The sequence below is a fragment of the Sulfitobacter sp. TMED3 genome (genome assembly GCF_002167505.1).
GTDB classification, from domain to species: Bacteria; Pseudomonadota; Alphaproteobacteria; order Rhodobacterales; family Rhodobacteraceae; genus Sulfitobacter; species Sulfitobacter pontiacus.
Genome location: NZ_NHBI01000062.1, coordinates 1 through 20,485, shown reverse-complemented (window position 1 = coordinate 20,485; position 20,485 = coordinate 1). Strand labels below are relative to the sequence as shown.

At 60.8% G+C, this 20,485-nt stretch carries 22 protein-coding genes; 10 read left to right on the top strand and 12 right to left on the bottom strand.

Annotated elements, in window-relative coordinates; all coding sequences use genetic code 11:
• Positions 1-54: 54 nt before the first annotated feature.
• Positions 55-747, top strand: a complete 693-nt coding sequence (locus CBB63_RS14710; protein WP_286699672.1) for a DUF4167 domain-containing protein — start codon at positions 55-57, stop codon at positions 745-747.
• Between the two features lie 105 nt (positions 748-852).
• On the opposite strand, the gene rsmA is transcribed toward CBB63_RS14710, so the two are convergent.
• The 6 genes from rsmA to lptF form a co-directional block, all read right to left on the bottom strand.
• Positions 853-1,695 carry a 16S rRNA (adenine(1518)-N(6)/adenine(1519)-N(6))-dimethyltransferase RsmA gene (gene rsmA / locus CBB63_RS14705; protein ID WP_064216525.1) on the bottom strand — a complete coding sequence of 281 codons (843 nt, stop codon included), beginning with the start codon at positions 1,693-1,695 and terminating at the stop codon, positions 853-855.
• A 40-nt stretch (positions 1,696-1,735) separates the two neighbouring features.
• Positions 1,736-2,722 carry a 4-hydroxythreonine-4-phosphate dehydrogenase PdxA gene (pdxA, locus tag CBB63_RS14700; RefSeq protein ID WP_286699671.1) on the bottom strand — a complete coding sequence of 329 codons (987 nt, stop codon included), beginning with the start codon at positions 2,720-2,722 and terminating at the stop codon, positions 1,736-1,738.
• Entirely contained in the window at positions 2,719-3,936 is a 1,218-nt protein-coding gene (locus CBB63_RS14695) for a peptidylprolyl isomerase (protein ID WP_009824614.1), read from the bottom strand. The genes pdxA and CBB63_RS14695 overlap by 4 nt, the downstream gene beginning before the upstream one ends.
• A 5-nt stretch (positions 3,937-3,941) precedes the next feature.
• Positions 3,942-5,717, bottom strand: coding sequence for an LPS-assembly protein LptD (locus tag CBB63_RS14690; RefSeq protein ID WP_502695949.1), 1,776 nt, complete (start codon positions 5,715-5,717; stop codon positions 3,942-3,944).
• 340 nt (positions 5,718-6,057) lie between these two features.
• Complete coding sequence (gene lptG / locus CBB63_RS14685) at positions 6,058-7,155, bottom strand: LPS export ABC transporter permease LptG (protein ID WP_278374754.1); 1,098 nt, start codon at positions 7,153-7,155, stop codon at positions 6,058-6,060.
• Positions 7,152-8,282 (bottom strand): LPS export ABC transporter permease LptF, encoded by a 1,131-nt coding sequence (gene lptF, locus CBB63_RS14680; RefSeq protein WP_278374753.1) that lies wholly within the window; start codon positions 8,280-8,282, stop codon positions 7,152-7,154. The genes lptG and lptF overlap by 4 nt, the downstream gene beginning before the upstream one ends.
• 139 nt (positions 8,283-8,421) lie before the next feature.
• On the opposite strand from lptF, the gene CBB63_RS14675 reads away from it, so the two are divergent.
• Positions 8,422-9,894: a leucyl aminopeptidase gene (locus CBB63_RS14675; RefSeq protein WP_286699669.1), complete on the top strand. Its 1,473-nt coding sequence runs from the start codon at positions 8,422-8,424 to the stop codon at positions 9,892-9,894.
• Positions 9,895-9,899: 5 nt separating this feature from the next.
• Entirely contained in the window at positions 9,900-10,358 is a 459-nt protein-coding gene (locus CBB63_RS14670) for a DNA polymerase III subunit chi (RefSeq protein WP_286699668.1), read from the top strand.
• Positions 10,359-10,363: 5 nt separating this feature from the next.
• Here CBB63_RS14670 and CBB63_RS14665 read toward each other — a convergent pair whose 3' ends face one another.
• The 3 genes from CBB63_RS14665 to CBB63_RS14655 all read right to left on the bottom strand — a co-directional run bounded on the left by CBB63_RS14665 (position 10,364) and on the right by CBB63_RS14655 (position 13,563).
• A complete protein-coding gene (locus CBB63_RS14665) occupies positions 10,364-10,960 on the bottom strand; it encodes a retropepsin-like aspartic protease family protein (RefSeq protein WP_286699667.1) in 597 nt (198 codons plus the stop codon).
• Positions 10,961-11,011: 51 nt separating this feature from the next.
• A complete protein-coding gene (locus CBB63_RS14660; protein WP_286699695.1) occupies positions 11,012-11,647 on the bottom strand; it encodes a MarC family protein in 636 nt (211 codons plus the stop codon).
• Between the two features lie 53 nt (positions 11,648-11,700).
• Positions 11,701-13,563, bottom strand: coding sequence for an ABC-F family ATP-binding cassette domain-containing protein (locus tag CBB63_RS14655; protein WP_286699694.1), 1,863 nt, complete (start codon positions 13,561-13,563; stop codon positions 11,701-11,703).
• A 103-nt stretch (positions 13,564-13,666) separates the two neighbouring features.
• On the opposite strand from CBB63_RS14655, the gene ndk reads away from it, so the two are divergent.
• Positions 13,667-14,089, top strand: a complete 423-nt coding sequence (gene ndk, locus CBB63_RS14650; RefSeq protein ID WP_005853549.1) for a nucleoside-diphosphate kinase — start codon at positions 13,667-13,669, stop codon at positions 14,087-14,089.
• Between the two features lie 91 nt (positions 14,090-14,180).
• Here ndk and CBB63_RS14645 read toward each other — a convergent pair whose 3' ends face one another.
• Positions 14,181-14,597: a DUF4112 domain-containing protein gene (locus CBB63_RS14645; protein WP_009824622.1), complete on the bottom strand. Its 417-nt coding sequence runs from the start codon at positions 14,595-14,597 to the stop codon at positions 14,181-14,183.
• A gap of 93 nt (positions 14,598-14,690) precedes the next feature.
• Positions 14,691-15,017, bottom strand: coding sequence for a TfoX/Sxy family DNA transformation protein (locus CBB63_RS14640; RefSeq protein ID WP_037953684.1), 327 nt, complete (start codon positions 15,015-15,017; stop codon positions 14,691-14,693).
• Between the two features lie 377 nt (positions 15,018-15,394).
• Between CBB63_RS14640 and CBB63_RS14635 the strand changes: the two genes are divergently transcribed.
• The 5 genes from CBB63_RS14635 to CBB63_RS14615 all read left to right on the top strand — a co-directional run bounded on the left by CBB63_RS14635 (position 15,395) and on the right by CBB63_RS14615 (position 18,398).
• Positions 15,395-15,562: an RSP_7527 family protein gene (locus tag CBB63_RS14635; protein WP_235183784.1), complete on the top strand. Its 168-nt coding sequence runs from the start codon at positions 15,395-15,397 to the stop codon at positions 15,560-15,562.
• 83 nt (positions 15,563-15,645) lie between these two features.
• Positions 15,646-15,864: a DUF1127 domain-containing protein gene (locus CBB63_RS14630; RefSeq protein ID WP_009824624.1), complete on the top strand. Its 219-nt coding sequence runs from the start codon at positions 15,646-15,648 to the stop codon at positions 15,862-15,864.
• Positions 15,865-16,185: 321 nt separating this feature from the next.
• The gene (locus CBB63_RS14625; protein ID WP_005853554.1) at positions 16,186-16,938 is read left to right on the top strand and encodes an amino acid ABC transporter substrate-binding protein; all 753 of its coding nucleotides are present in this window, start codon (positions 16,186-16,188) and stop codon (positions 16,936-16,938) included.
• A 6-nt stretch (positions 16,939-16,944) separates the two neighbouring features.
• Positions 16,945-17,619, top strand: coding sequence for an amino acid ABC transporter permease (locus CBB63_RS14620; protein WP_005853555.1), 675 nt, complete (start codon positions 16,945-16,947; stop codon positions 17,617-17,619).
• A complete protein-coding gene (locus tag CBB63_RS14615) occupies positions 17,616-18,398 on the top strand; it encodes an amino acid ABC transporter ATP-binding protein (protein WP_286699666.1) in 783 nt (260 codons plus the stop codon). The genes CBB63_RS14620 and CBB63_RS14615 overlap by 4 nt, the downstream gene beginning before the upstream one ends.
• On the opposite strand, the gene CBB63_RS14610 is transcribed toward CBB63_RS14615, so the two are convergent.
• Positions 18,378-19,169, bottom strand: a complete 792-nt coding sequence (locus CBB63_RS14610; protein WP_286699665.1) for a DeoR/GlpR family DNA-binding transcription regulator — start codon at positions 19,167-19,169, stop codon at positions 18,378-18,380. The two genes, CBB63_RS14615 and CBB63_RS14610, sit on opposite strands and share 21 nt — an antisense overlap.
• Positions 19,170-19,338: 169 nt before the next feature.
• Between CBB63_RS14610 and CBB63_RS14605 the strand changes: the two genes are divergently transcribed.
• Positions 19,339-20,307, top strand: coding sequence for an ABC transporter substrate-binding protein (locus tag CBB63_RS14605; RefSeq protein WP_286699664.1), 969 nt, complete (start codon positions 19,339-19,341; stop codon positions 20,305-20,307).
• The last annotated feature ends 178 nt before the right edge of the window (positions 20,308-20,485 follow it).

Below are 20,485 nucleotides of genomic sequence, written 5' to 3'. Positions count from 1 at the left end.
ACTGCGTCCGGCAGCTTATTCCGAAGCCCAGCATAACAAGGCTGAACTGATTACATGAAATCTTCCAGATCACGGTCCCGGTCCAAGAATAATCGCAACCGTCAGCCGCAAGGTGGCAACGTCGTTAACCGCGTTTTCGACAGTTCTGGCCCCGAAGGCAAGGTCCGCGGCACGCCGCAGCAGATTATCGAGAAATACAACCAGTTGGCGCGTGATGCCCAGCTGAGCAACGACCGCGTGGCGGCAGAGAACTTCCAGCAGCACGCCGAACATTACCTGCGGATGCTGTCCGAAGCACAACGCGAGATTGACCAGCGTCGCGATCAGCAAGAACGCGAGAACCGCGAACGTCAGGCAGAGCGGGACCGCGAGCGGGTAGAGCGTCAGGAACGCGAAGCTGCCCAAGCCGGTCAGAACACTGCGGATCAACCTGCTGCGGAAACAGATACGGGCGAAAAATCCGACGCGCCCCAGCAGGACAACACCAAGGGTGATGCCCCCAAGCGCCGCCGCAGCCGCAGCAACAACAACAACAACCAGAATGACAACGCTCCTAAGTCGGACAGCGCGCCCAAGTCGGATGGCGATGACGCGCAAGACGGCAGCGCCGCGGAGGACAATCTGGTCGAGACGCCCGAGAACAAGCCCAAGCCCCGTCGCGCACCGCGCCGCAAACCTGCCCCCAAGGCAGAGACGAGCGAACCGGCTAAGGACAACAGTGGCGACCAGCCCGAAGCGGCTGAATAAACGCTTTTACATCGTAACAAAGGCCCCGCGATTGCGGGGCCTTTTGCGTTTCGGACCGTGGGTGTTTAACCTTAAGTGTCTGGCCGTGGATGCCTTGCGGAAGCCTTAGCCCTTGGCGATTTCGCGGGCCAGCGCGCAGAAGCCTTCCAACGGCACCTGTTCGGCGCGCTCCGTCGGTTTCAATCCGGCCGCAAGCAAACGATCCTCGATATCCGGTGCGGTTCCTTTGAGGGCAGAGCGTAGCATTTTGCGCCGCTGATTAAAGGCGGCCGCCACAACGCGGTTCAACACATCAGGATCCGCCGGAAAGCGGGGTTCGGGCAGGGCCGTCAGATGCACCACAGCAGAGGAGACTTTGGGCGGCGGGGTAAACGCCTCTGGCGGCAGGTTCAGCACGATACGCGCATCGGCCCGCCACTGTGCAAGCAGCGCCAGACGGCCATAGGCCTTGGAGCCGGGCTTGGCCACAATCCGCTCTGCCACTTCGCGCTGGAACATCAACGTCAGGCTTTGCCAGAACGGTGGCCATTCCTGCGGGGTCAGCCAACGCACCAACAGCTCTGTCCCCACGTTATAAGGCAGGTTCGCCGCAATACGGATCGGTGGGGTCAGATGGGCCAGCGGATCGATTTCAAGGGCGTCGCCTTCGATCACCGTCAGACGGTCGGGATAGGCCTCGGCGATCTCGGCCAAAGCGGGCAGGCAGCGTTTGTCTTTCTCGATCGCCAGCACGCGGCGCGCGCCTTCGGACAGCAACCCGCGCGTCAACCCCCCGGGGCCCGGCCCGATTTCAAGCACATCACATTCGGTCATATCGCCCGCTTGTCGCGCAATCTTGGCGGTGAGGTTCAGGTCGAGCAGAAAGTTCTGACCCAGCGATTTGCGCGCCTTCAGGTCATGGGTATTGATCACCTCGCGCAGGGGCGGCAGGTTGTCGATTGTGCTCATTCTTGGACCTGTGAAGCAGAAGGGTTCCGGGGGCGCGGGGTCATGATTGCGCCATACGATAGGCCATGCGCAGCGCCTCGACCATACTGGTAGGGTTGGCGATGCCCTGACCCGCGATGTCAAAGGCGGTGCCGTGATCGGGAGAGGGGCGGATGAACGGCAGACCGAGCGTCACATTGACGCCGCGGTCGAAATCCAGCGTCTTGATCGGGATCAGCGCCTGATCGTGATACATGGCAATCGCCGCGTCATAGCGCGACCGTGCGGCGGCGTGGAACATCGTATCGCCAGGGTGCGGGCCGCTCAGGTCATAGCCTTCGTCCTGCATCCGGGTGACCAGCGCCGTCATCCAATCTGCTTCCTGACGACCCATCGTGCCGCCTTCGCCCGCATGGGGGTTCAGACCTGCGATGGCGATCCTGGGGGCCTTGATCCCGAATTGAGAGCGAAGCCCCGCCGCCGTGATCTCTATCACGCGGCGCAGATGGGCTGGGGTCAGCACATTGGGGACTTGATCCAGCGCGATATGGATTGTGGCCGGCACCACCCGCAGTTGGTCAGAGGCGAGCATCATCACCACATCGCTTCCGCCCGCCAGCGCGGCAAGATATTCGGTGTGGCCCGGATAGGCGAAACCGGCCCCGTCCTTCAGCGCCTTTTTGTGAATGGGCGCGGTGGTCAGCGCACAAGCGACCCCGCTGCGCACCAGATCAACACCGCGCGCGATCACGTCGATCACCCCTCGGGCATTGGCGGGGTCCGGTTTGCCCGCAACGGCACTGGCGGCAAAATCGTGGCGCAGCACGGGCAAGGCGTCGCTACCCGCGGCAAGCGCGTCCGACGGGCTGTCGATAATGCAATGGGGAATGTCTTGGGGCAGGTGGCGCGGATCACCGATCCAGGCGAGCGGCACTTCGCCTGCCAGCATCGCCCAGGCCCGTGCGGCGACCTCTGGCCCGATGCCAGAGGGTTCGCCGCAAGAGATCACAACCGGCTTGTCGGCCAAGCCCGTTTTGGCTTGGGTCATTTGCGAACGATGCGCGCGTCGGCCCGCAATTGCTCCAGCAGCTGTTCGGCATAGCCGGTCAGCCGTTCCTGGCGCAGCGCATTGGTCACATCCTCGCGCGAGGCGGAGGCATTGGCGGCGGCGGTACGCCCACACATCATCAGCAGCATCAGCGTCTGACCATTGGCGCGGGTCAGCGTGGTCGAAACCTCGCCCGTGTCGAGCTTGGACAGTTCAATCGCCACGTCCTGCGGGATGTCCGAAGGGGCTTTTTTCACACGCTCCAACACTTCGGCGGGCTGGCCTTTGGCGATGCCGTAAAGGTCATCGCAGGTATCGATGCGGCCACGGATCTGCGCCGCCTGAGCCAGCGCGGCTTCTGTGCGGCCACCGGGGATGTAATAGGCTGCGTATTCAATCTCGGAATAAGTCGGCGCGGTGACGCTGGTTTCCTCGATGTCGCGCAGTTGAAACAGTGCCACGGCGTTGGGGATCGGCAGCGGGTCGGTAACCTCGCCCGGGGCGAGGTTCAGGATCAGCGGCTGCAGGCTTGGCGGCAGGTCCGTCAGGTTCTGCCACGGCAGCCGACCGCCACGCCCGCGCGAGGCGGTCGCGGAATAGCGGCTGGCGTAGTTCGAAAACTCTGCCGTTGATTTGGATTGCGAGATTTGTTCGGCCAGCGCGTTCACCCGTGCGGCTTGCTGAGGCGGAGCGGGAATGATGATCTCGGACACGAGCACGCGCACACCGCTGCCTTGGGTTTCGCCCAAAGCGCGGTTGATTTCAGCGTCGGTGATCTGCACGCGGCTGGCATAGCGGGCACGCACCAGTTCGCGCCACCCGACCGAGTTTACGACGAAATCGCGAAATGTTTCGCGCGAGACGCCGGATTGACCAAGGGCCTGGGTAAATTCTTCGGTGCTCAGATCCGCGCGCGAGGCGAATTCGGCAAGGCTGTCTTCGATGCCCTGCGGCGTCAGTTCGATGCCCGCTTCGGCCACGGCCTCGTTACGCAGGCGTTCATCGATCAGCGAGGTCAGCGCCCCTTCGCGGGTCGCCCCCGGTGCGTTCAACACCTCGAGAAAGCGCTGGCGCTGCTGGACTTCGAATTCGGTTACAACGGATTCATTCACCTTGGCGACGGGCGCAAAGAGGTTTTGCGCCGAAACGGGGGCGGCGGTCATCAGACCCAGCCCAAGGACGGCGATGCTTCGTGTCAGACGGTTCAGGTTCATCTTACTTATTTCCCACATGATCGCTCATATCTTTCTGTTCCGTTGGAGGCCGAGAAGCCCCGCAGGCCGATGTTAAACCCGATATCGGTAGAGGGCTCAACACTTGTTGAGGAGGTATAGCGGCGGCGCACCGAAAGGTCGACGCTCACACATTCATTATTGTAGGTCAGGCCAAGCCCCGCCGTCGCCGCTGTATTGTTTTGCACGTCATAGCGCACATCGGCGCTGGCGGACCATTGCTTGTTGATGTCGTAGCTGCCGTCGAACGACACCTCGGAAATCGCTTCGGTCCGGTCTTCTTCAGTATCCGCCAAAAGCCAGACATAGGTGCCTTCGACGGTGGTTTTGCCAAAGCTCCACCCACCGCGCAGTTCCGCCTTGGAGATGTCGAAATTGGAGTCGACCAAGGTCCGCGCGGTCAGCGAAAGACCGGCGTTATTCTTGATCTGCCCCGCCAGCAGCACATCAGAGCGCACGCCAGACAGGCCGGACGTATCGGTAAAGTCAGGGTCGCTGATGCTGCGGAACACCTGACCGACCGCGACATAGGTGTCCCAGCCATTGGGGTCAAAGCGCGACCAGTTCACCGCCACCGCNGCNGTTGTGCCGCGTTCGCGCCGGTCGGGGCGCGGAAAGCGCGAGAGNGACAGGATGTTGCCCTGATCGAATTCCACGCGCGTGCTTTCCTCGTTCGGAATGTCGAGCCGGCTGCCATCGGTCCAGCCCAGTTGCACCACGGGCGTCAGCACCTGCGATGCACCACCAGCCTCGCGGCGTGCCATCGGGTAGCTTAGNCCGACCGCTGCGAAAGGCGCGATGTCGCTGTGGTTCTGCGCAAAGGTATCGTCTTGGGTGATGTCAAAGAAATTGAACGTCGTGCCGACCTGCGCATCGGTGACCAAGCCGGAGCGATGGGTGAAGCGACGCAGATATTTNAGCGACCCGTTGATCCGCGATACATCGCGGCCAATCACATCCNNATCNGAAGATCGCCAATGGCTNTGCGCCTCCAGCCCGAACCGCAGCTCGCCCCCCCATGCCTTGGGGAAAAAGCGCCGTTCGAATTCGCCGTCGATCACGACTGTGGGCAGGGTGCTGTTCAACTCTCCGGGGCGCAGGGTTTCGAAGTTGTAAAGGCTGGTACGCACAAAGCTGTCNCGNCGCGCGCGTGAAAGTGTGAGGTCACTGCGCAAACGGTCCTCGTCCGAATAGCCGTATTCGGTAAAGTAAGAGCTGTCGCTGACGGCCTCGATCGTGAAGCTCAGCTTGTAGCCGCGCTCAAGCTCAAAGCTGCCTTCACCGAACAGATAGCCGCGGGTNTCATCTGGNAGNTGGTCATCGCGGGTGTAGGCTCCGTTAAACTCGATATCACCGTTGGTGAACGCCTGCCGATAGCGGAATTCAAGCGTGCGTGTCGAGGACGACAGATAGGGCGTCAGNGTCAGGTCNCGGCTTTCGCCCAAGGTGATGAAATANGGCAGCTTCAGCCCCGTGCCCAACANCGACGTGGTGCGNATNGATGGGGCCAAAAACCCGTCNGCGCGGTCCAGTGTCGGGTCGGGCAGCCGCAAACGGGGCAGGTAGAACACCGGCACCGACCGGATGTGAAAAGTCGCATCATCGAAATACAGTTGCTGCGCCTCGGTATCATGCACCACGCGGCGCGCGCGGATCTGCCAGAGGGGCAGCTCGCCGTCATTGCAGGTTTTGCACGAGGTCACGGCGGTCTTGTACAGCTGGCTATAGCGCCCCTCGACACGGTCGATCTGGACGGCGGCCATCTGCACCTGCTGGTTCAGCACCATACGTGCGCCGCGCAGCAGACCGTTCTGCAACCCCTGATCCAGCTCTGCCGCATCNGCGAGAATGACGGTGCCATCACCGTCGTTCAGCACAATCGGCCCTTCGATCACCAAGGCACCGGTTTCNTCATTATAGCGGATCGCAGAGGCACGGATGCGGGTCGTGCCTTGAAACGCCTCTACGTTACCTTGGGCGACCAGTTCCCGGTCACGGGTGATGAACAGNTCATCGGCCACCAGAACGGCAGGGCGNTCNCTGTNTTGNGCNGCAGCNGGCAGNCCAAGGGCGACAAGAAGGGTCAGGAGCAAACGGCGCATGTCAGCCATCCTCTGAATGAAGTAGAAGGCCAAGCGCCAGAAGAATGGACGCGACAGGCGGTGCCCAGGCCGCAAGAAGAACCGGAATTTGCCCGTTCTCCCCCAGAATTTGCGCAAAACTGCGAATAAAATACAAGCCGAACCCCATCAGAACAGAGGCCAGCACCGCAACGCCCGTGCCTCCGAACCTCGTATGGCGCATGGTAAACGCGCTCGCAACCAGAACCATCGCAACCAGAAAGAACGGGCGCGCCAGTTCGGTCTGCAGCCAGACCTTGTGGCGGCGCGGGCTGAAGCCTGCCAGTTCAAGCTGCTTGATGTAATCGGGCAGATCATAGATCGAGACGGCACCGGGATCGGTGATGCTGTCGCGGATACGGTCCAGCGTCAGGGTCGAGGGCAGGGTGAGCGTGTCAAATGTCTCGGCCGCGCCTTCGGCGTTCACCCCCACTTCAAGCGGCCATGACTTCGCATCGGTCAACGTCCAGATACCATCTTCCAGCGCGGCGCTGTCCGCTTCGATCCGCCGTGCGGGACCGCCCTCGGGGGCGTAGCTGAGGAATGTGACATCATAAAGCACCGAGGCGTCCTTGTTTGACCGCCATGCGCGGATCACGGTCTGCCCCTCGTCACTGCCCTGGCGCAGCCACAGCCCTTCGTCGCTGACCGACAGGACAGAGGTCCCGCCCGCGCGAATGCTGTCGCTGAGCTGGATGTATCGTTTCGCGGTCGCCGCAACGATGGGGTTCAACATGCCCACAGCCATCACGCCAATGATGAACGCCACCCAGATCGGGGCCTGCAACGCGCTGAGCGCTGAGCGGCCGGCGGCACGGGTCACCACCAGTTCTGACGAGCGTGCCAGCGACAAAAACAGCACCACGGTCGCAAGAATCATAATCAGCGGCAGGATCAGGTTCATGGTTTCGGGCGTCTTTAACAACGTCATCCCGAAGAGCCGCAGCCAGCCGATATCGTAGCTGCTGAACCGGCGCGCCTGATCGACCATATCCACCAACACGAGCAGAGAGAACAGCACAGCGGAGATGAGGATAAACCCCATAATAAAGCGGCGCGCGAAATAGAGATGCAGGATCATGCGACGCCCCTTTGCTTGCCCATCCGTTTGGTCCAGCCCGGATGGGCCGTTTGCCAGATCATCCCGATCACAATCACAGCGCCAATCAGGCTGGGCAGGAACAGCAGCGGCCAGCGGCTGGCATCGTCGCGCACCGTATCAACCAAAGTGCCGCGCAACCCGTCAAGCGCGATGAGCAGACCAAAGGCGATCACGATCTCGCGCCACACTCCGAAGCGCGAAAACCCTCCGAGCACCAGTGTCGCATAGCCGATCATCGCGGCGATCATGCAAAAGGCTGCCGAGGAAAAGCGCTGCGCCAGCTCTTCTGCGATGTCACCCGCGCTGGATTTGGTGATCGCCTCAAGCTGATCCCACTGGGCAAACATCTCGGCCGTGGTCATGGCGTCGATGGATTGGGTGCGGGGTTTGTCGCTGCTGACCAAGGACGAGATATCGAACGAGAAATCGCGGAACTTGGCGGTCGACAACCGCTTGCCGGCCATCTCAAGCCGTTGCGCCATGCCATCGACCATGATCAACGTCGTACCATCGCCATTGCGGATCAGATAGGCTTCGGACGCGGTATAGATCACGCCCTCGTCGGGGTTGCGTCGGTCCGAGAGGAACACATCGCGCAACACCCCGTCGGCGTCGATCACGCGGGTATAGAACGTAACCTTGGAGGTCGGATGCAGGAATGTGCCCTCGGTCAGCAGCCGTGCGGTGACATTCTGCGAAATCTCAGCCTCGCGTTCAGACAGCTGTCCGTTGGACAGGGGCAACAGCAGATGGGTCAGCACCGACATCATGATCGCGACGCATAGGCCATAGACGAACACGGGCCGCGCCAGACGCCAAGGGCTGGTGCCCGTCGCCTGCAGCACCGTCAGCTCGGATTCGCTGGTCATCCGGTTGATCACATAGACCGATCCCGCAAAGGTCGCGATCGGCAGCACGGTGGTGATCAGCTTGGGCAGCCCCAGCACGGTAAATTCAAGAAACACCAGTGCCGTCTGGCCGTCGCCAATCAGCCGGTCAAACAGCACCACGGCGCGGTTGATCCAGAAAATCGCCACTAGGATCAACGCAAAGAAACTGAACAAAATCAGGAACTGGGACAACATATAGCGGTCGAACTTGGCCAATCTGCATCCCTTGGGTATCAACACGGGTGAACTTTCGCCCGACGATAAAGTAAATTTCCGCCCACGAAAACTGCTATCTGGCCTTAACGGCGCACGCAGGATACGTCTAAGCGAAATTCAGACAAAAGGGGTTCACCTGATGACCGCATTGACGCCAATGACATTTACCGAAACCGATATTGACCAGATCGCGGGTCACACGGGCCGTGTGGCTGTGACTGTGGGCGCGGATGGCAAGCTCAACCCCTCCGCGCGGCGCATCAACAAGCTGACCAAAGGCGCGCTGGAACGTCTGGTGGCCAGCGACAGCTTCACGAAATTGTCAGCGGGCGATGCTGTCAGCCTCGGGTTTCCCACCGGCATGGCGGCCGAGGCCGTGGATGTGGTGCAACTGGCGAATAACGCCGATCAGGAAGCCCTGCGCGCAGCCGGTGCGGCGCTTGCGAAACGGCGCGGCGATGCGGATCTGCTGGTGTTGACCGGCGGTTTGCGCAAAGCGGCCGAGCTTTGCTTTGGACTGGCCATGCGCGACTACACGTTTGAGGATCGCAAAAGCAATGGCAAGCCACGCAAGGGGCAGGTCGTGATCATGAATTCCAAACCCGAAGAGGTCGAAGCCGCTGCGGCACCCCTGCTGGCCATCGCCGACGGCGCCTTTATGACGCGCGACCTGACGAACGAACCCGCGAATATCCTGACCACCACCGAATTCGCCGACCGTCTGGCCGAGATGAGTTCAATCGGCCTTGAGGTCGAAGTGCTGGACGAAGCCAAGCTGGAAGAACTGGGGATGCGCACCTTGCTCAGCGTCGGGCAGGGGTCGGCCAGCCCGTCCTACGTCGTGGTTATGAAATGGAACGGCGGCGAGAAAGACGCGGCCCCGCTGGCGTTGGTCGGCAAGGGCGTGGTGTTCGACACCGGCGGCATCAGCCTGAAACCGGGCGCGGGCATGGAAGACATGACCATGGACATGGGCGGCGCAGGCGTTGTCTCGGGCGTGATGCGCAGCCTTGCCCTGCGTAAGGCCAAGGCCAATGTCGTCGGGCTGGTCGGTATCGTAGAGAACATGCCATCCAGCACGGCAACCCGCCCCGGTGACGTAATCAAGACGATGAAGGGCGACACGGTCGAGGTGATCAATACCGACGCCGAAGGCCGTTTGGTGCTTTGTGATGTGCTCTGGTATGCGCAAGAACGGTTTAACCCCGCGGGCGTGATCGATTTGGCGACGCTGACCGGCGCGATTATCATCGGCTTGGGTCATGACAATGCGGGCGTTTTCTCGAACGACGATACGCTGTGCAACGCCTTCCTCAAGGCCGCGCAAACCGAGGGCGAAGGCGCGTGGCGGATGCCCTTGGGCGCGGGGTATGACAAGCTGCTGAAAAGCCGCATCGCCGACATGAAAAACATCGGCGGGCGGCCTGCCGGGTCGATCACGGCGGCGCAATTCCTGCAACGGTTCATCAAGGACGGCACGCCGTGGATTCACCTNGATATCGCCGGTGTGGCNTCNGTCAAATCCGAGACAGCGCTGGCNCCCGTCGGGGCCACGGGCTGGGGCGTTGCGGCGTTGAACCGATTGATTACAAACCTCTACGAGACAGAGTAAACCTGATGGGTGCCGCGTATTTCTACCATCTGACCCAGCGACCGCTGGTCGAAACGCTNACCATGCTTTTGGGCAAAGCCCAAGGCGCGGGCTGGCGTGTGGCGGTACGCGGCACCGATCAATCCTTGCTGGAACAGCTTGACGTCGCCCTGTGGCGCGGGCCCGAGGATGGCTTTCTGCCCCATGGNCTGGCCGGTGGCCCCCATGATGCCGAACAGCCGGTGTTGCTGACCACGGACACCCACGNGCCGAATAACGCAAGCTGCGTNTTCTCGATCCATGGCGCGGCTGTGTCGGCACAGGAAGTCGCGGCGCTGGATCGGGTGTGCATCCTGTTCGACGGGCTGGACGACCACGCCTTGAACGTCGCGCGGGACCAGTGGAAATCGCTGAAAGCCGCAGGAGCCTCTGCGCAATACTGGTCCGAGGAATCGGGNCGNTGGGAGAAAAAGGCAGAGACCTGANGGCGTTACGCCGCGNTNTANCGGGTGAGGATCAACTCTCCGTTGGTGATCTCGATCCGNCCCCAGCGTTGCAGATAGCCCATCCCCANCAAGGATTGCCGCATCTCTCCTTCGTTCACGACCGCGGGCACATCGGTATCGCGCACCCCGCCCAGTTCAACCTCGTCCAGCCGCACATAGGCAGTGCGCACTTCGCCATTGGCGGTGCTGGCACGGCCCAGATAGTTCAGGCTATCGGGCGAAAGCCCTGCGGCTTCGGCATCGGCGCGGGTCAGCACCATATCCGTCGCGCCGGTGTCCACCACAAAGCGGAGCGGCGTGCCNTTGATCGTCGCCGTCAGATAATAATGCCCGTCGCGGGCGCGTGGCAGGGTGACGCTGCCGNTGCTGGCCTCATAGGCTTGGCGCGGGATGTCGCCTTGCCGGTTGATATCCTCCCACAGGCCGTAGCCCGCGGCNNCACCGGTAAAGATCATGGCCCAGACCGCGACCTGTTGCAGCGTCTTGTTCCAGCCCTGACGGCTTTGCATNAAGAACCAGCCCGCGACCATCGCCATGAGCACGATCAGATAGATCAAACGTCCTGTTTCAATGTCCGGCATCGTATATCCTTTGGCAATCTTCCAAAGATATGGGGGCAGNGCNNGGAAAAGTCAGCCCGGACCCGGCCCGAAACCGAAAGCGCTAAGCCCGTCGAGCACGAATTGCACCGACAGCGCGGCNAGCAGCATNCCCAAAAGCCGCGTNATCACGTTGATCCCGACCTTGCCCAAAGCGTTTTCAAGGTAGCCGCTGGCCTGCATCGTGATACCCATGATGATCAGGACNGCAAAAGTGATCGCGACGACGGTCACCAGCCCTTCAAGGCCCGGTTTCTCGCCCGTCAGCAGGATCACCGACGCGATAGANCCGGGGCCCGCGATCAAGGGAATGGCCAGCGGAAATACCGATGGGTCGTCGTGATCGTCATCCGCCTCGGCATGGCCCTCGCGGCGTTTCGTGCGGCGGTCGAACAACATATCAAGCGCGGTCAGAAACAGCAGCACGCCCCCCGCGACACGGAAGGCGGGCATGGAGATGCCGATAAAGCCNAGCACAGCCTCGCCAAAGGCGGCNAAGACNAGCAGCAGCAGCCCCGCGATGACCACGGACCGCCACGCAATCAANCGGCGCTGGCGCGGGGTCATNCCGGGGGTCAGGGCNAGAAACATNGGGCCAATCGCAAAGGGGTCAATGATCACGATCATCGTCGCGAACGCGGTGATCATGAATGCCAGATCAAGTGCCATCATAAANNGTCACCGGGGCCAGCCCCGTCCTTATCCCTTGCGCCGCGNNGGCNTTACGCCGACGCGGTTTCCAGTTTNTCCAACGCGCCCATCCAGATCGCTTCCGCCCGTTCAAGCGCGGCCATGACNTCGGCGTATTTCTTGTTCCAGACCTCAAGTTCGCCGACTTTGTCCTTTTCGTAAAGGGCAGGGTCCGCGAGCTTTTTCGCNAGCTTGTCGCGCATGTCGTTGATCTTGGTCACCCGCGCCTCGGCCGTGCGCACTTCGGNGCGNANGGCAAGGATGTCTTCGCGGTTGGCNCGNTTGGGTTTTGGCGCTTCCTTGACCGGTTTGGGGTTCTTGCTGACGGGCTTTTCCACGGTCAACAGCATCTTGCGATAGGCTTCGAGGTCATCCTCATAGGGTTTGACCGTGCCNTTCGACACCAGCCACAGACGGTCCGCGACCATCGACAAAAGGTGCATATCGTGGCTGACAAGGATCACAGCNCCCGAATAGCGNGTCAANGCCTCGACCAGCGCTTCGCGCGATTCNATATCAAGGTGGTTGGTCGGCTCATCGAGGATCAGCAGATGCGGNGCNTCCAATGTGGCGAGCAGCAGCGACAGACGCGCCTTTTGCCCCCCCGACAAACGCCCCACTTCGGTATCGGCCTGATCCGGCCCCAGACCGAACCCCGCCAGCTGTGCGCGCAGCTTGGATTGCATCACACCGGGGCGCGCGCTGATCATATGTTGAAGCGGCGTTTCATGGACGATCAATTCGTCCACCTGATGCTGTGCAAAGAACCCGATGCGCAGCTTGCTGGAGTTGATCGCCTTGCCCTCGAACAACACCAAACGGTTGGAGAGCAGCTTTGACAGCGTAGATTTACCCTGACCGTTTTTGCCCAATAGCGCGATGCGGTCGTCTTGGTCGATCCGCAGGTTCAGGCGCGACAGGACGGGCTGGCCCTCGGTATAGCCGGTCGATCCGCCTTCGATACTGATGATGGGCGGCGAAAGCTCATCGGGCTGCGGAAAGGTAAAGACCTTGCGCGCGGCTTCTTCCGGCGGCGTGATTGTCACCATCTTCTCGATGGCCTTCATCCGCGACTGCGCCTGTTTCGCCTTGGACGCCTTGGCCTTGAAGCGGTCCACAAAGGCCTGCATATGCGCCTTATGCGCTTGCTGCTTTTTCGCCTGCGCGGTCAGCTGCGCACGCTTTTCGGCCCGCATTTTCGCGAATTGGTCGTAATTACCCTGATAATACGTGAGCTTACGGTCTTCGAGGTGCAGGATACCACCGACGGCACGGTTCAACAGACCACGGTCGTGGCTGATGATGATCACCGTATGCGGGTATTTCGACAGGTAGTTTTCCAGCCACAACGCGCCTTCAAGATCAAGGTAGTTGGTCGGTTCGTCCAACAGCAGCAAATCTGGCTGCGCGAACAGAACGCCCGCCAGCGCCACGCGCATCCGCCACCCGCCCGAATAGGCCGAACAGGGCTGCTGCTGATCATGGTCGTCAAAGCCGAGCCCCTTGAGGATCGCCGCGGCGCGGCCTTCGGCGGACCAGGCGTCGATATCGGCAAGGCGGGTCTGCACTTCGGCGATGCGCGCGGGATCATCCGTTGTCTCTGCCTCGTGCATCAAGGCGGCGCGTTCGACATCGGCGGCCAGCACCGTATCGATCAGCGACACGTCAGAGGACGGGACCTCTTGGGCGATGCCCCCGATCTTAGCGCGCGAGGGCAGGCTGATGTCGCCCGCGTCCAGCGACAGCTCTCCGCGAATGATTTTGAACAGCGTGGTTTTACCCGCACCGTTTTGCCCGACCAGACCCACTTTGTGGCCTTCGGGGATGACCGCGCTGGCTTCCTCGAACAAGGGACGGCCTTCGACGGAATAGTTGATTTCTGAAATGCTTAACATGGACGCGGTGTGAACCATGTCTGGCCCCGCGTCAATCGCGGCTTTTCACGGGGCATGACCCATGCTAGGGAGCGGCCAAATCAACCCACCTAGGAGAGCTATCATGGCCCTTGAGCGCACATTCTCGATCATCAAACCAGACGCAACACGCCGCAACCTGACCGGCAAAATCAACGCCAAATTCGAAGAAGCCGGCCTGCGCATCGTCGCACAAAAGCGTATTCACATGACAAAAGCACAAGCCGGCGTTTTCTATGCCGTGCACGCCGAGCGTCCTTTCTATGACGAACTGTGCGAATTCATGGCGTCCGAGCCTGTTGTTGTTCAGGTTCTCGAAGGCGAAGGTGCCATCGCGAAAAACCGCGAAGTGATGGGCGCAACCAACCCAGCAGACGCAGCCGAAGGCACGATCCGCGCAGAATTCGCCGAATCCGTTGGCGAAAACTCCGTTCACGGGTCCGACGCACCTGAAACAGCCGCAGTCGAAATCGCGTATTTCTTCTCCGGTCTGGAACTGGTTGGCTAACCCTTCACAGGTTTGGACAGATGAAAAGGGCCGCAGGCAACTGCGGCCCTTTTTTCATGCAACCGGCATCACATAACGGCGGCCGACCTGTTCAGCCTTTAAGGGTCGGATGGTGTGACGACAGCTCACCGTCCACAGGGCTCACGGTTTTCATCGGCGCCGTTTGTTCAAGATGACGGTGCAACAGATCGACGTTGCGGATGTTTGCCTTCCAGCCCACGTCAAAGATGTCACCGATCAGGGGGATCGCACCGATCGCAAGGTCGATGCCCACATTCGCCCCCATACGCGCCAGGACCGAGCGGCTTGCGCCCATGCGATGCGCTTCCTTCAAGATATAGCCCGCCGGTGCCAAAGCCAGAACGTCGCCAACACCGGGTATCAGGCCAAGGATGCTGTCCCAGCCCAGCCGAATGCCCAGCACAGGCACCCGTAGGGCGCTGTCCATCGTACGGGCAAGGCCACGCAGCCGGTCAAGGTCGTGTTGAACATCGGGGGTATGTGGCATGGGGCAGGGTGTCCTGTTGGGGCTACGTTAGCGACCCAACGCCTATGGGCGCAGTGCCGTTCCGCTGGCGCCTTCAGGTGTCGCAGGGACGCATTACGCCTCGCGCACACCGATCAGGTTCATCATGCGTTCGAATTCAGAGCGTCCGGTATCATGGGCACGGGCCTTGATCGCGTCGAACTTGACCCGCAGGGCTTTCTTTTCTTCTCCCTTGCAGTCGTTCCACGGGCGCCCCTGAAGCCCCATCACCAGAACATAGTATCCTATGAAGTGGGGGCGCTGACCATTGTGCAGCAACCTCTCGTAGGCCGCATCGGCACCAAGATCGCGCAGCTCTTGCGCAGAGTGGATGCCAGCACGGGCGCAGCTTTCCTCGAACGCGGGGCCAAGATTGCGGATGGAAGAAACAGGGTCGGTCATACCGGGCTGTTTATACCGCAGCGAGCCGCCTGTCACTTTCAGATGCTGGCATAATCCGTAAATATCACCGGCTGGGGTTTTTCCGGCGCGGGTTTGGGTGGGGCGGATTGTTGCGGCTGCGGCGATTGCTTGGTCATGGGTCTTCTCCGGCTTGTGTTGGTCTCTCCGTTTCAGGGGCTACCAACGTTCGGGCGGCCCTTTCGTTCACGGTGAAGTCGAAAACTGCCGGTTTAAGGGCTGGATATGGGCGGTTTTGGGACGAAACTGTGCCATTTAAGCCATGCGTTTTCCGCATATCCACTATGGTTTGCACCTTTGCTGCACCGCACACATATGACGGTCACGGGCATTGAAGCCCTGAAATGGAAAGCTGGAAAATGAAAACCGAAGCTACATACAAAACCGCCACTCCGGTCGAAGTCGACCGTCTTCTTGCCGAAGCCAACGCGCTGCGCAGTGCCTATATCTCTGCCGCTGTTGCCAAAGCATCGCGCAAGTTTACCGGCCTGTTCCGCACCGCACCCCGCGGCACGGCAGCAGCCTAAACCGCCAGCGCTTCGCTGACGGAACATACCAAACCGAATGCGGTGGATAGGCCGCCGCATAGACGTGAAAGAGAGAATAAGAAATGAGCTATACATCCACATATACCGCCGCACCTGTTGCGGGTCTGATGCCCAAGCTGCGCCAGTCGCTTGATGCATTCCGTGCCTACAGCGCTGATCAACGCGCCAAACGCCAGACCTTCCGCGAGCTGTCGGCGATGAATGACCGGGATCTGGCAGATATCGGTGTTGCACGTGGCGAGATCCGCCATATTGCCTCGCAAGCGGTTGCCCTGCGCTAACCACGACGCCAAAAGCCACAAGAATTTCCCCGCCGCAAAGTCCTCCCACTTTGCGGCGGTTTTATTTTGTCTGATCAGATGCTTATGCGGTGCAATCCGGCGCTGGTGATTCCCCCGATTGCGCGCTGCATCGCTTGATATCTTCCCCCAAAGCCCCTTCCGCCGCTGCGGCCCCCGAAACAGCGTTTCGCGATCAAAGCGCTTGCCAGAATTATATTCCTGACCAAGGATGAATGACACCACCTCGGACTTGCTTGACGCTGCGCCATTGAAGCGCGGCTGCGTCATGTTACCTCCCCCTTAGACGTAACGGAGAATATCATGATCAAACACGCCACACTCACCGCAATCGCCCTTGCTACCGGCGTCAGTGCTGCTCAGGCAGAGACGCTGAATGTCGGCATGTCGGGCGGGTACTTTCCCTTTACCTTCGTAAAGCTTGACGAGCTTCAAGGGTTCGAGGTCGATTTCATCAACGCCGTCGCCAAGGAAACCGGCGACGAAGTTAACTTTGTCACCATGTCCTTTTCCGGCCTGATCGGCGCGCTGGAATCTGGCCGCATCGACACGATCGCCAACCAGATCACCATCACCCCCGAACGCGAGGCGAAATTTGCCTTTTCGCAGCCCTATGTCTTTGACGGGGCGCAGGTCGTGGTGAAAGAGGGCAACGAAGACACCATCGGCAGTGTCGAGGATCTGAGCGGGAAGACCGTTGCGGTCAACCTCGGCTCCAACTTCGAGGAACTGCTGAACGAGCTGCCGAACGCGGGCGAGATCGACATTCGCACATATGAAAGCAACATTGCGCAAGACACGGCCCTTGGTCGCGTGGATGCCTTTGTGATGGACCGCGTTTCTTCGGCCCAGCTGATCGCGGAAAGCCCGCTGCCGCTGGCGCTTGCGGGCAAACCCTTTAGCGAGATCCGCAACGCGCTGCCTTTCCGTAACGATGACGAAGGTCAGGCCCTGCGTGACCGGTTCGATGCCGCGATTACCAAGCTGAAAGAAGACGGCACCCTGACCGAGATTTCGGAAAAATGGTTCGGCTCTGACATCACAACAGCCGAGTAACACAAGATGCGGGGACTGGATTTCGAATATATGTGGGGCCTGCTGCCCGTGTTGCTGGGCTATGTCCCGCTGACGCTGTTCATGGCGTTTGTGGGCATGGTCTGCGCATTGGTGCTGGCCTCTGTGCTCGCGGTTGAACGGGTGTTTCGGGTTCCGGTCCTCGACGTTTTTGTGCGGCTGTTCATCAGCTTCTTCCGCGGCACGCCGTTGCTGGTGCAGTTGTTCCTGTTCTACTACGGCCTGCCGCAAGTCCTGAGTTTTCTGGGCAAGATCGACGGCGTCACCGCGACCATCATGGGGCTGACGCTGCATTTCTCGGCCTATATGGCGGAAAGCATCCGCGCCGCCATTCTGGGTGTGGACCGCAGCCAGTGGGAGGCCGCGCAGGCCGTGGGCATGACCCAAGGCCAGATGATGCGCCAGATCATCCTGCCACAGGCCTCGCGGGTCGCGGCACCGACTTTGGTGAATTACTTTATCGATATGATCAAAGGCACCTCGCTGGCCTTTACCCTTGGCGTGACCGAACTGATGGGGGCGACCCAGAAAGAGGCGGCGGGCAGCTTCCTCTACTTCGAGGCCTTTCTCGTCGTCGCCGCGATCTATTGGGTTATGGTCGAGACATTGGCCTTCGCACAGCGTCACCTAGAGGTCTATCTGAACAAGGCGCACGCGCGATGATCGATACACAAAGCATTCCAGAGACGGGCAGGGCGACGNNTGACGGGATCACCATATCCGGCCTGACCAAATCCTTTGGCAGCACCGCCGTGCTGAAAGACATCTCGCTTGATATTGCCCAAGGCGAACGGGTGGTGATCATCGGGCCGTCGGGTACGGGGAAGTCCACCTTGCTGCGCTGCCTGAACTTTCTTGATGCGCCTGACGCGGGCATCATCCGCATTGGCGANATGTCTGTCGATGCNGCNACGGCGAAACGCGCNGATATTCTGGCGCTGCGGCGGCGCACGTCCTTCGTGTTCCAGAACTACGCGCTGTTTGCCAACAAGACCGCGCGCGAGAATATCACTCAGGCGCTGATNACCGTTCAGGGCTATAGCAAGGCCGAGGCCAACGCCCGTGCCGATGCGACGCTGCGCGAAACCGGTCTGTTCGAGAAAGCCGANAGCTANCCCGCNGCACTGTCGGGCGGCCAGCAGCAACGGGTGGGCATCGGCCGCGCGATGGCGCTGGATGCGGATCTGATGCTGTTTGACGAACCGACCTCGGCGCTNGACCCCGAATGGGTGGGAGAGGTGCTCGACCTCATGCGGCGCGTGGCCGAGAAACGACAGACCATGCTGATCGTGACCCACGAGATCCAGTTCGCGCGCGAGATTGCAGATCGGATCGTCTTTATGGACGAGGGGCGGATTGTCGAACANGGCCCACCGGCAGAACTGCTTGATGCGCCCAAAGACCCGCGCACCCAATCCTTTCTACGGCGTGTCACNGGGTAGGGANNAGACCTTGATNACCGTGCACCCATGGGCGGCGGCGCGGGACAGCAGATCGGGCGACAGCACGGCCCCTGTAACAAGGTAATCATAAGCCCAGATCTCNCCGTGCTGGCAGGCAAGGTCCAAATCCGCCTTGCCCTGATCGGCCACCAGGATCGTTGTCTTGGCGCAGCCCGCAATCGCNTTGCGCGCCAGCACCTCGTCCGAGTTATAGTCCATCACCGCGCCCGACCCCGACAGCCCGCCGCAGCTGAAAACCGCGTAATCCATGCGGTAACCCGCAAAAAACGCCAGCGCCGCAGCGCCGATCAGATCCAGATCGCGCATCCGTACATTGCCGCCCGCCAGCTCCACCATCACGCCCGCGGCATTCTGCAGGGCGCACACCGCGTGGATGCTATTGGTCGCGACGAACAGGTCTTTGTGCGACGACAGAAACCGCGCGCAATGCTCAACCGTGGTCCCCGTCCCAAGCGCCACCCGTGCGCCATCGGGGATCAGGTTCTTGACCGCCAAGGCGATGCGCTGCTTTTCCTGTCGCGCGATGGTTTCGCGGGGCAGGTAGCCGATATTCTCGCTTTGCTGGCGCAGCTGCACCTTTCCCTTGCGGCGCTGCACCAGNGCCGCGTCNTCAAGGTCGCGCAGGTCNGCGCGGATGGTCTGCACCGANACNTCNANANGCTGCGATAGTTCGGCAGGGGACAAAGCGTCGTTCTGCGACAGCAGCGCAATGATCCTGTCGCGCCGGTCGGTCAGAGTNGGTCGCGCCATCTATTTTCCTTCGAAAACAACTCAAGGTTAGCNGGACCCTAGAGCGACCCCGTCNACGNCGCAATATANTTAAATCTGTTANGNAAATGTCATAAATCTGTAGCGTANGATGGGAATAAGGCGAGCGTGAANTGCTTTCGTACGAAAGCTACCTTTTCAGGAGAGCCCCATGAAAACCATCCTCACCACCACCGCTTTTGCCCTGATGGCCAGCACGGCCCTTGCAGATACAATCACACTTTACACCTCGCAGCCCAATGCAGATGCGCAGCAGACTGTGGACGCCTTCAAAGCCGCCAACCCCGATACCGATGTCGAATGGGTCCGCGACGGCACGACCAAACTGATGGCCCGTCTGCGCGCCGAGATCGAGGCAGGCAACCCGCAGCCCGACGTGCTGCTGATCGCCGACACCGTGACGCTGGAGGGCATGGCCCAAGACGGTCTGCTGACCNCCTACCAATCCCCCGAGGCTGCCAATTATGACAGCGCGCTTTATTCTGCCGACGGCTTCTATCACTCGACCAAGCTGATCACGACAGGCATCGTCTATAACACCGGCGTCGAGACGGCTCCGACNTCGTGGAACGACCTGAGCGATGCGGCNCTGAAAGGGCAGGTGGCNATGCCATCCCCGCTGTATTCCGGTGCGGCGCTGATCCATCTGGCAACCCTGACCGGCGATGACAGCCTTGGCTGGGGCTATTACGAACAACTGGCGGAAAACGACGCNCGCGCCCAAGGCGGCAACGGCGGCACGTTCAAGGCNGTGGCCTCGGGCGAGAAACCNTATGGCATGGTCGTCGACTTCCTCGCGATCCGCAACAAGGCCGAAGGGTCGCCTGTCGAATTCGTCTTCCCGACCGAAGGCGTATCCTATGTGACCGAGCCTGTGGCGATCATGTCGACCGCCAAGAACGTCGAAGGCGCACAGAAGTTCGTCGATTTCCTGCTCAGCGCGGAAGGTCAGGATGTGGTGCTTGAGATGGGCTATATCCCCGCACGCAACGGCATGGGCGTGCCCGCCGGTTTCCCTGCGCGCGAAGACATCAAACTGATGGATTTCGATCCCGCGACCGCGTTGAAAGACGCCGAAGCCAACAAGGCCAAATTCACAGAGCTGTTTGGCACCGAGTAATGGGCGTTCTGACAAAAAACGGGGGCAGCCGGTCCGAGGGGTGGCTGCTCTCTACCATTTTGATTGTGGCGATCAGCCTGACCCTTGCGCCGGTGCTGCGCCTGTTTGTCGAAGGCGTGACGGATCAGGGCGCGGTTGGCCTGTCGCTCGCGGGCGAGGTGCTGCGCCAGCCATCGAC

Bases quoted from the DNA above. Each gene is read 5' to 3' on its own strand.
- CBB63_RS14620 (WP_005853555.1), top strand. From the start codon at position 16,945: ATGCGGGGACTGGATTTCGAATATATGTGGGGCCTGCTGCCCGTGTTG.
- CBB63_RS14635 (WP_235183784.1), top strand. From the start codon at position 15,395: ATGAAAACCGAAGCTACATACAAAACCGCCACTCCGGTCGAAGTCGAC.
- CBB63_RS14695 (WP_009824614.1), bottom strand. From the start codon at position 3,936: ATGAACCTGAACCGTCTGACACGAAGCATCGCCGTCCTTGGGCTGGGT.
- CBB63_RS14630 (WP_009824624.1), top strand. From the start codon at position 15,646: ATGAGCTATACATCCACATATACCGCCGCACCTGTTGCGGGTCTGATG.
- ndk (WP_005853549.1), top strand. From the start codon at position 13,667: ATGGCCCTTGAGCGCACATTCTCGATCATCAAACCAGACGCAACACGC.
- CBB63_RS14645 (WP_009824622.1), bottom strand. From the start codon at position 14,597: ATGCCACATACCCCCGATGTTCAACACGACCTTGACCGGCTGCGTGGC.
- CBB63_RS14625 (WP_005853554.1), top strand. From the start codon at position 16,186: ATGATCAAACACGCCACACTCACCGCAATCGCCCTTGCTACCGGCGTC.
- lptG (WP_278374754.1), bottom strand. From the start codon at position 7,155: ATGATCCTGCATCTCTATTTCGCGCGCCGCTTTATTATGGGGTTTATC.
- CBB63_RS14640 (WP_037953684.1), bottom strand. From the start codon at position 15,017: ATGACCGACCCTGTTTCTTCCATCCGCAATCTTGGCCCCGCGTTCGAG.
- pdxA (WP_286699671.1), bottom strand. From the start codon at position 2,722: ATGACCCAAGCCAAAACGGGCTTGGCCGACAAGCCGGTTGTGATCTCT.
- rsmA (WP_064216525.1), bottom strand. From the start codon at position 1,695: ATGAGCACAATCGACAACCTGCCGCCCCTGCGCGAGGTGATCAATACC.
- CBB63_RS14710 (WP_286699672.1), top strand. From the start codon at position 55: ATGAAATCTTCCAGATCACGGTCCCGGTCCAAGAATAATCGCAACCGT.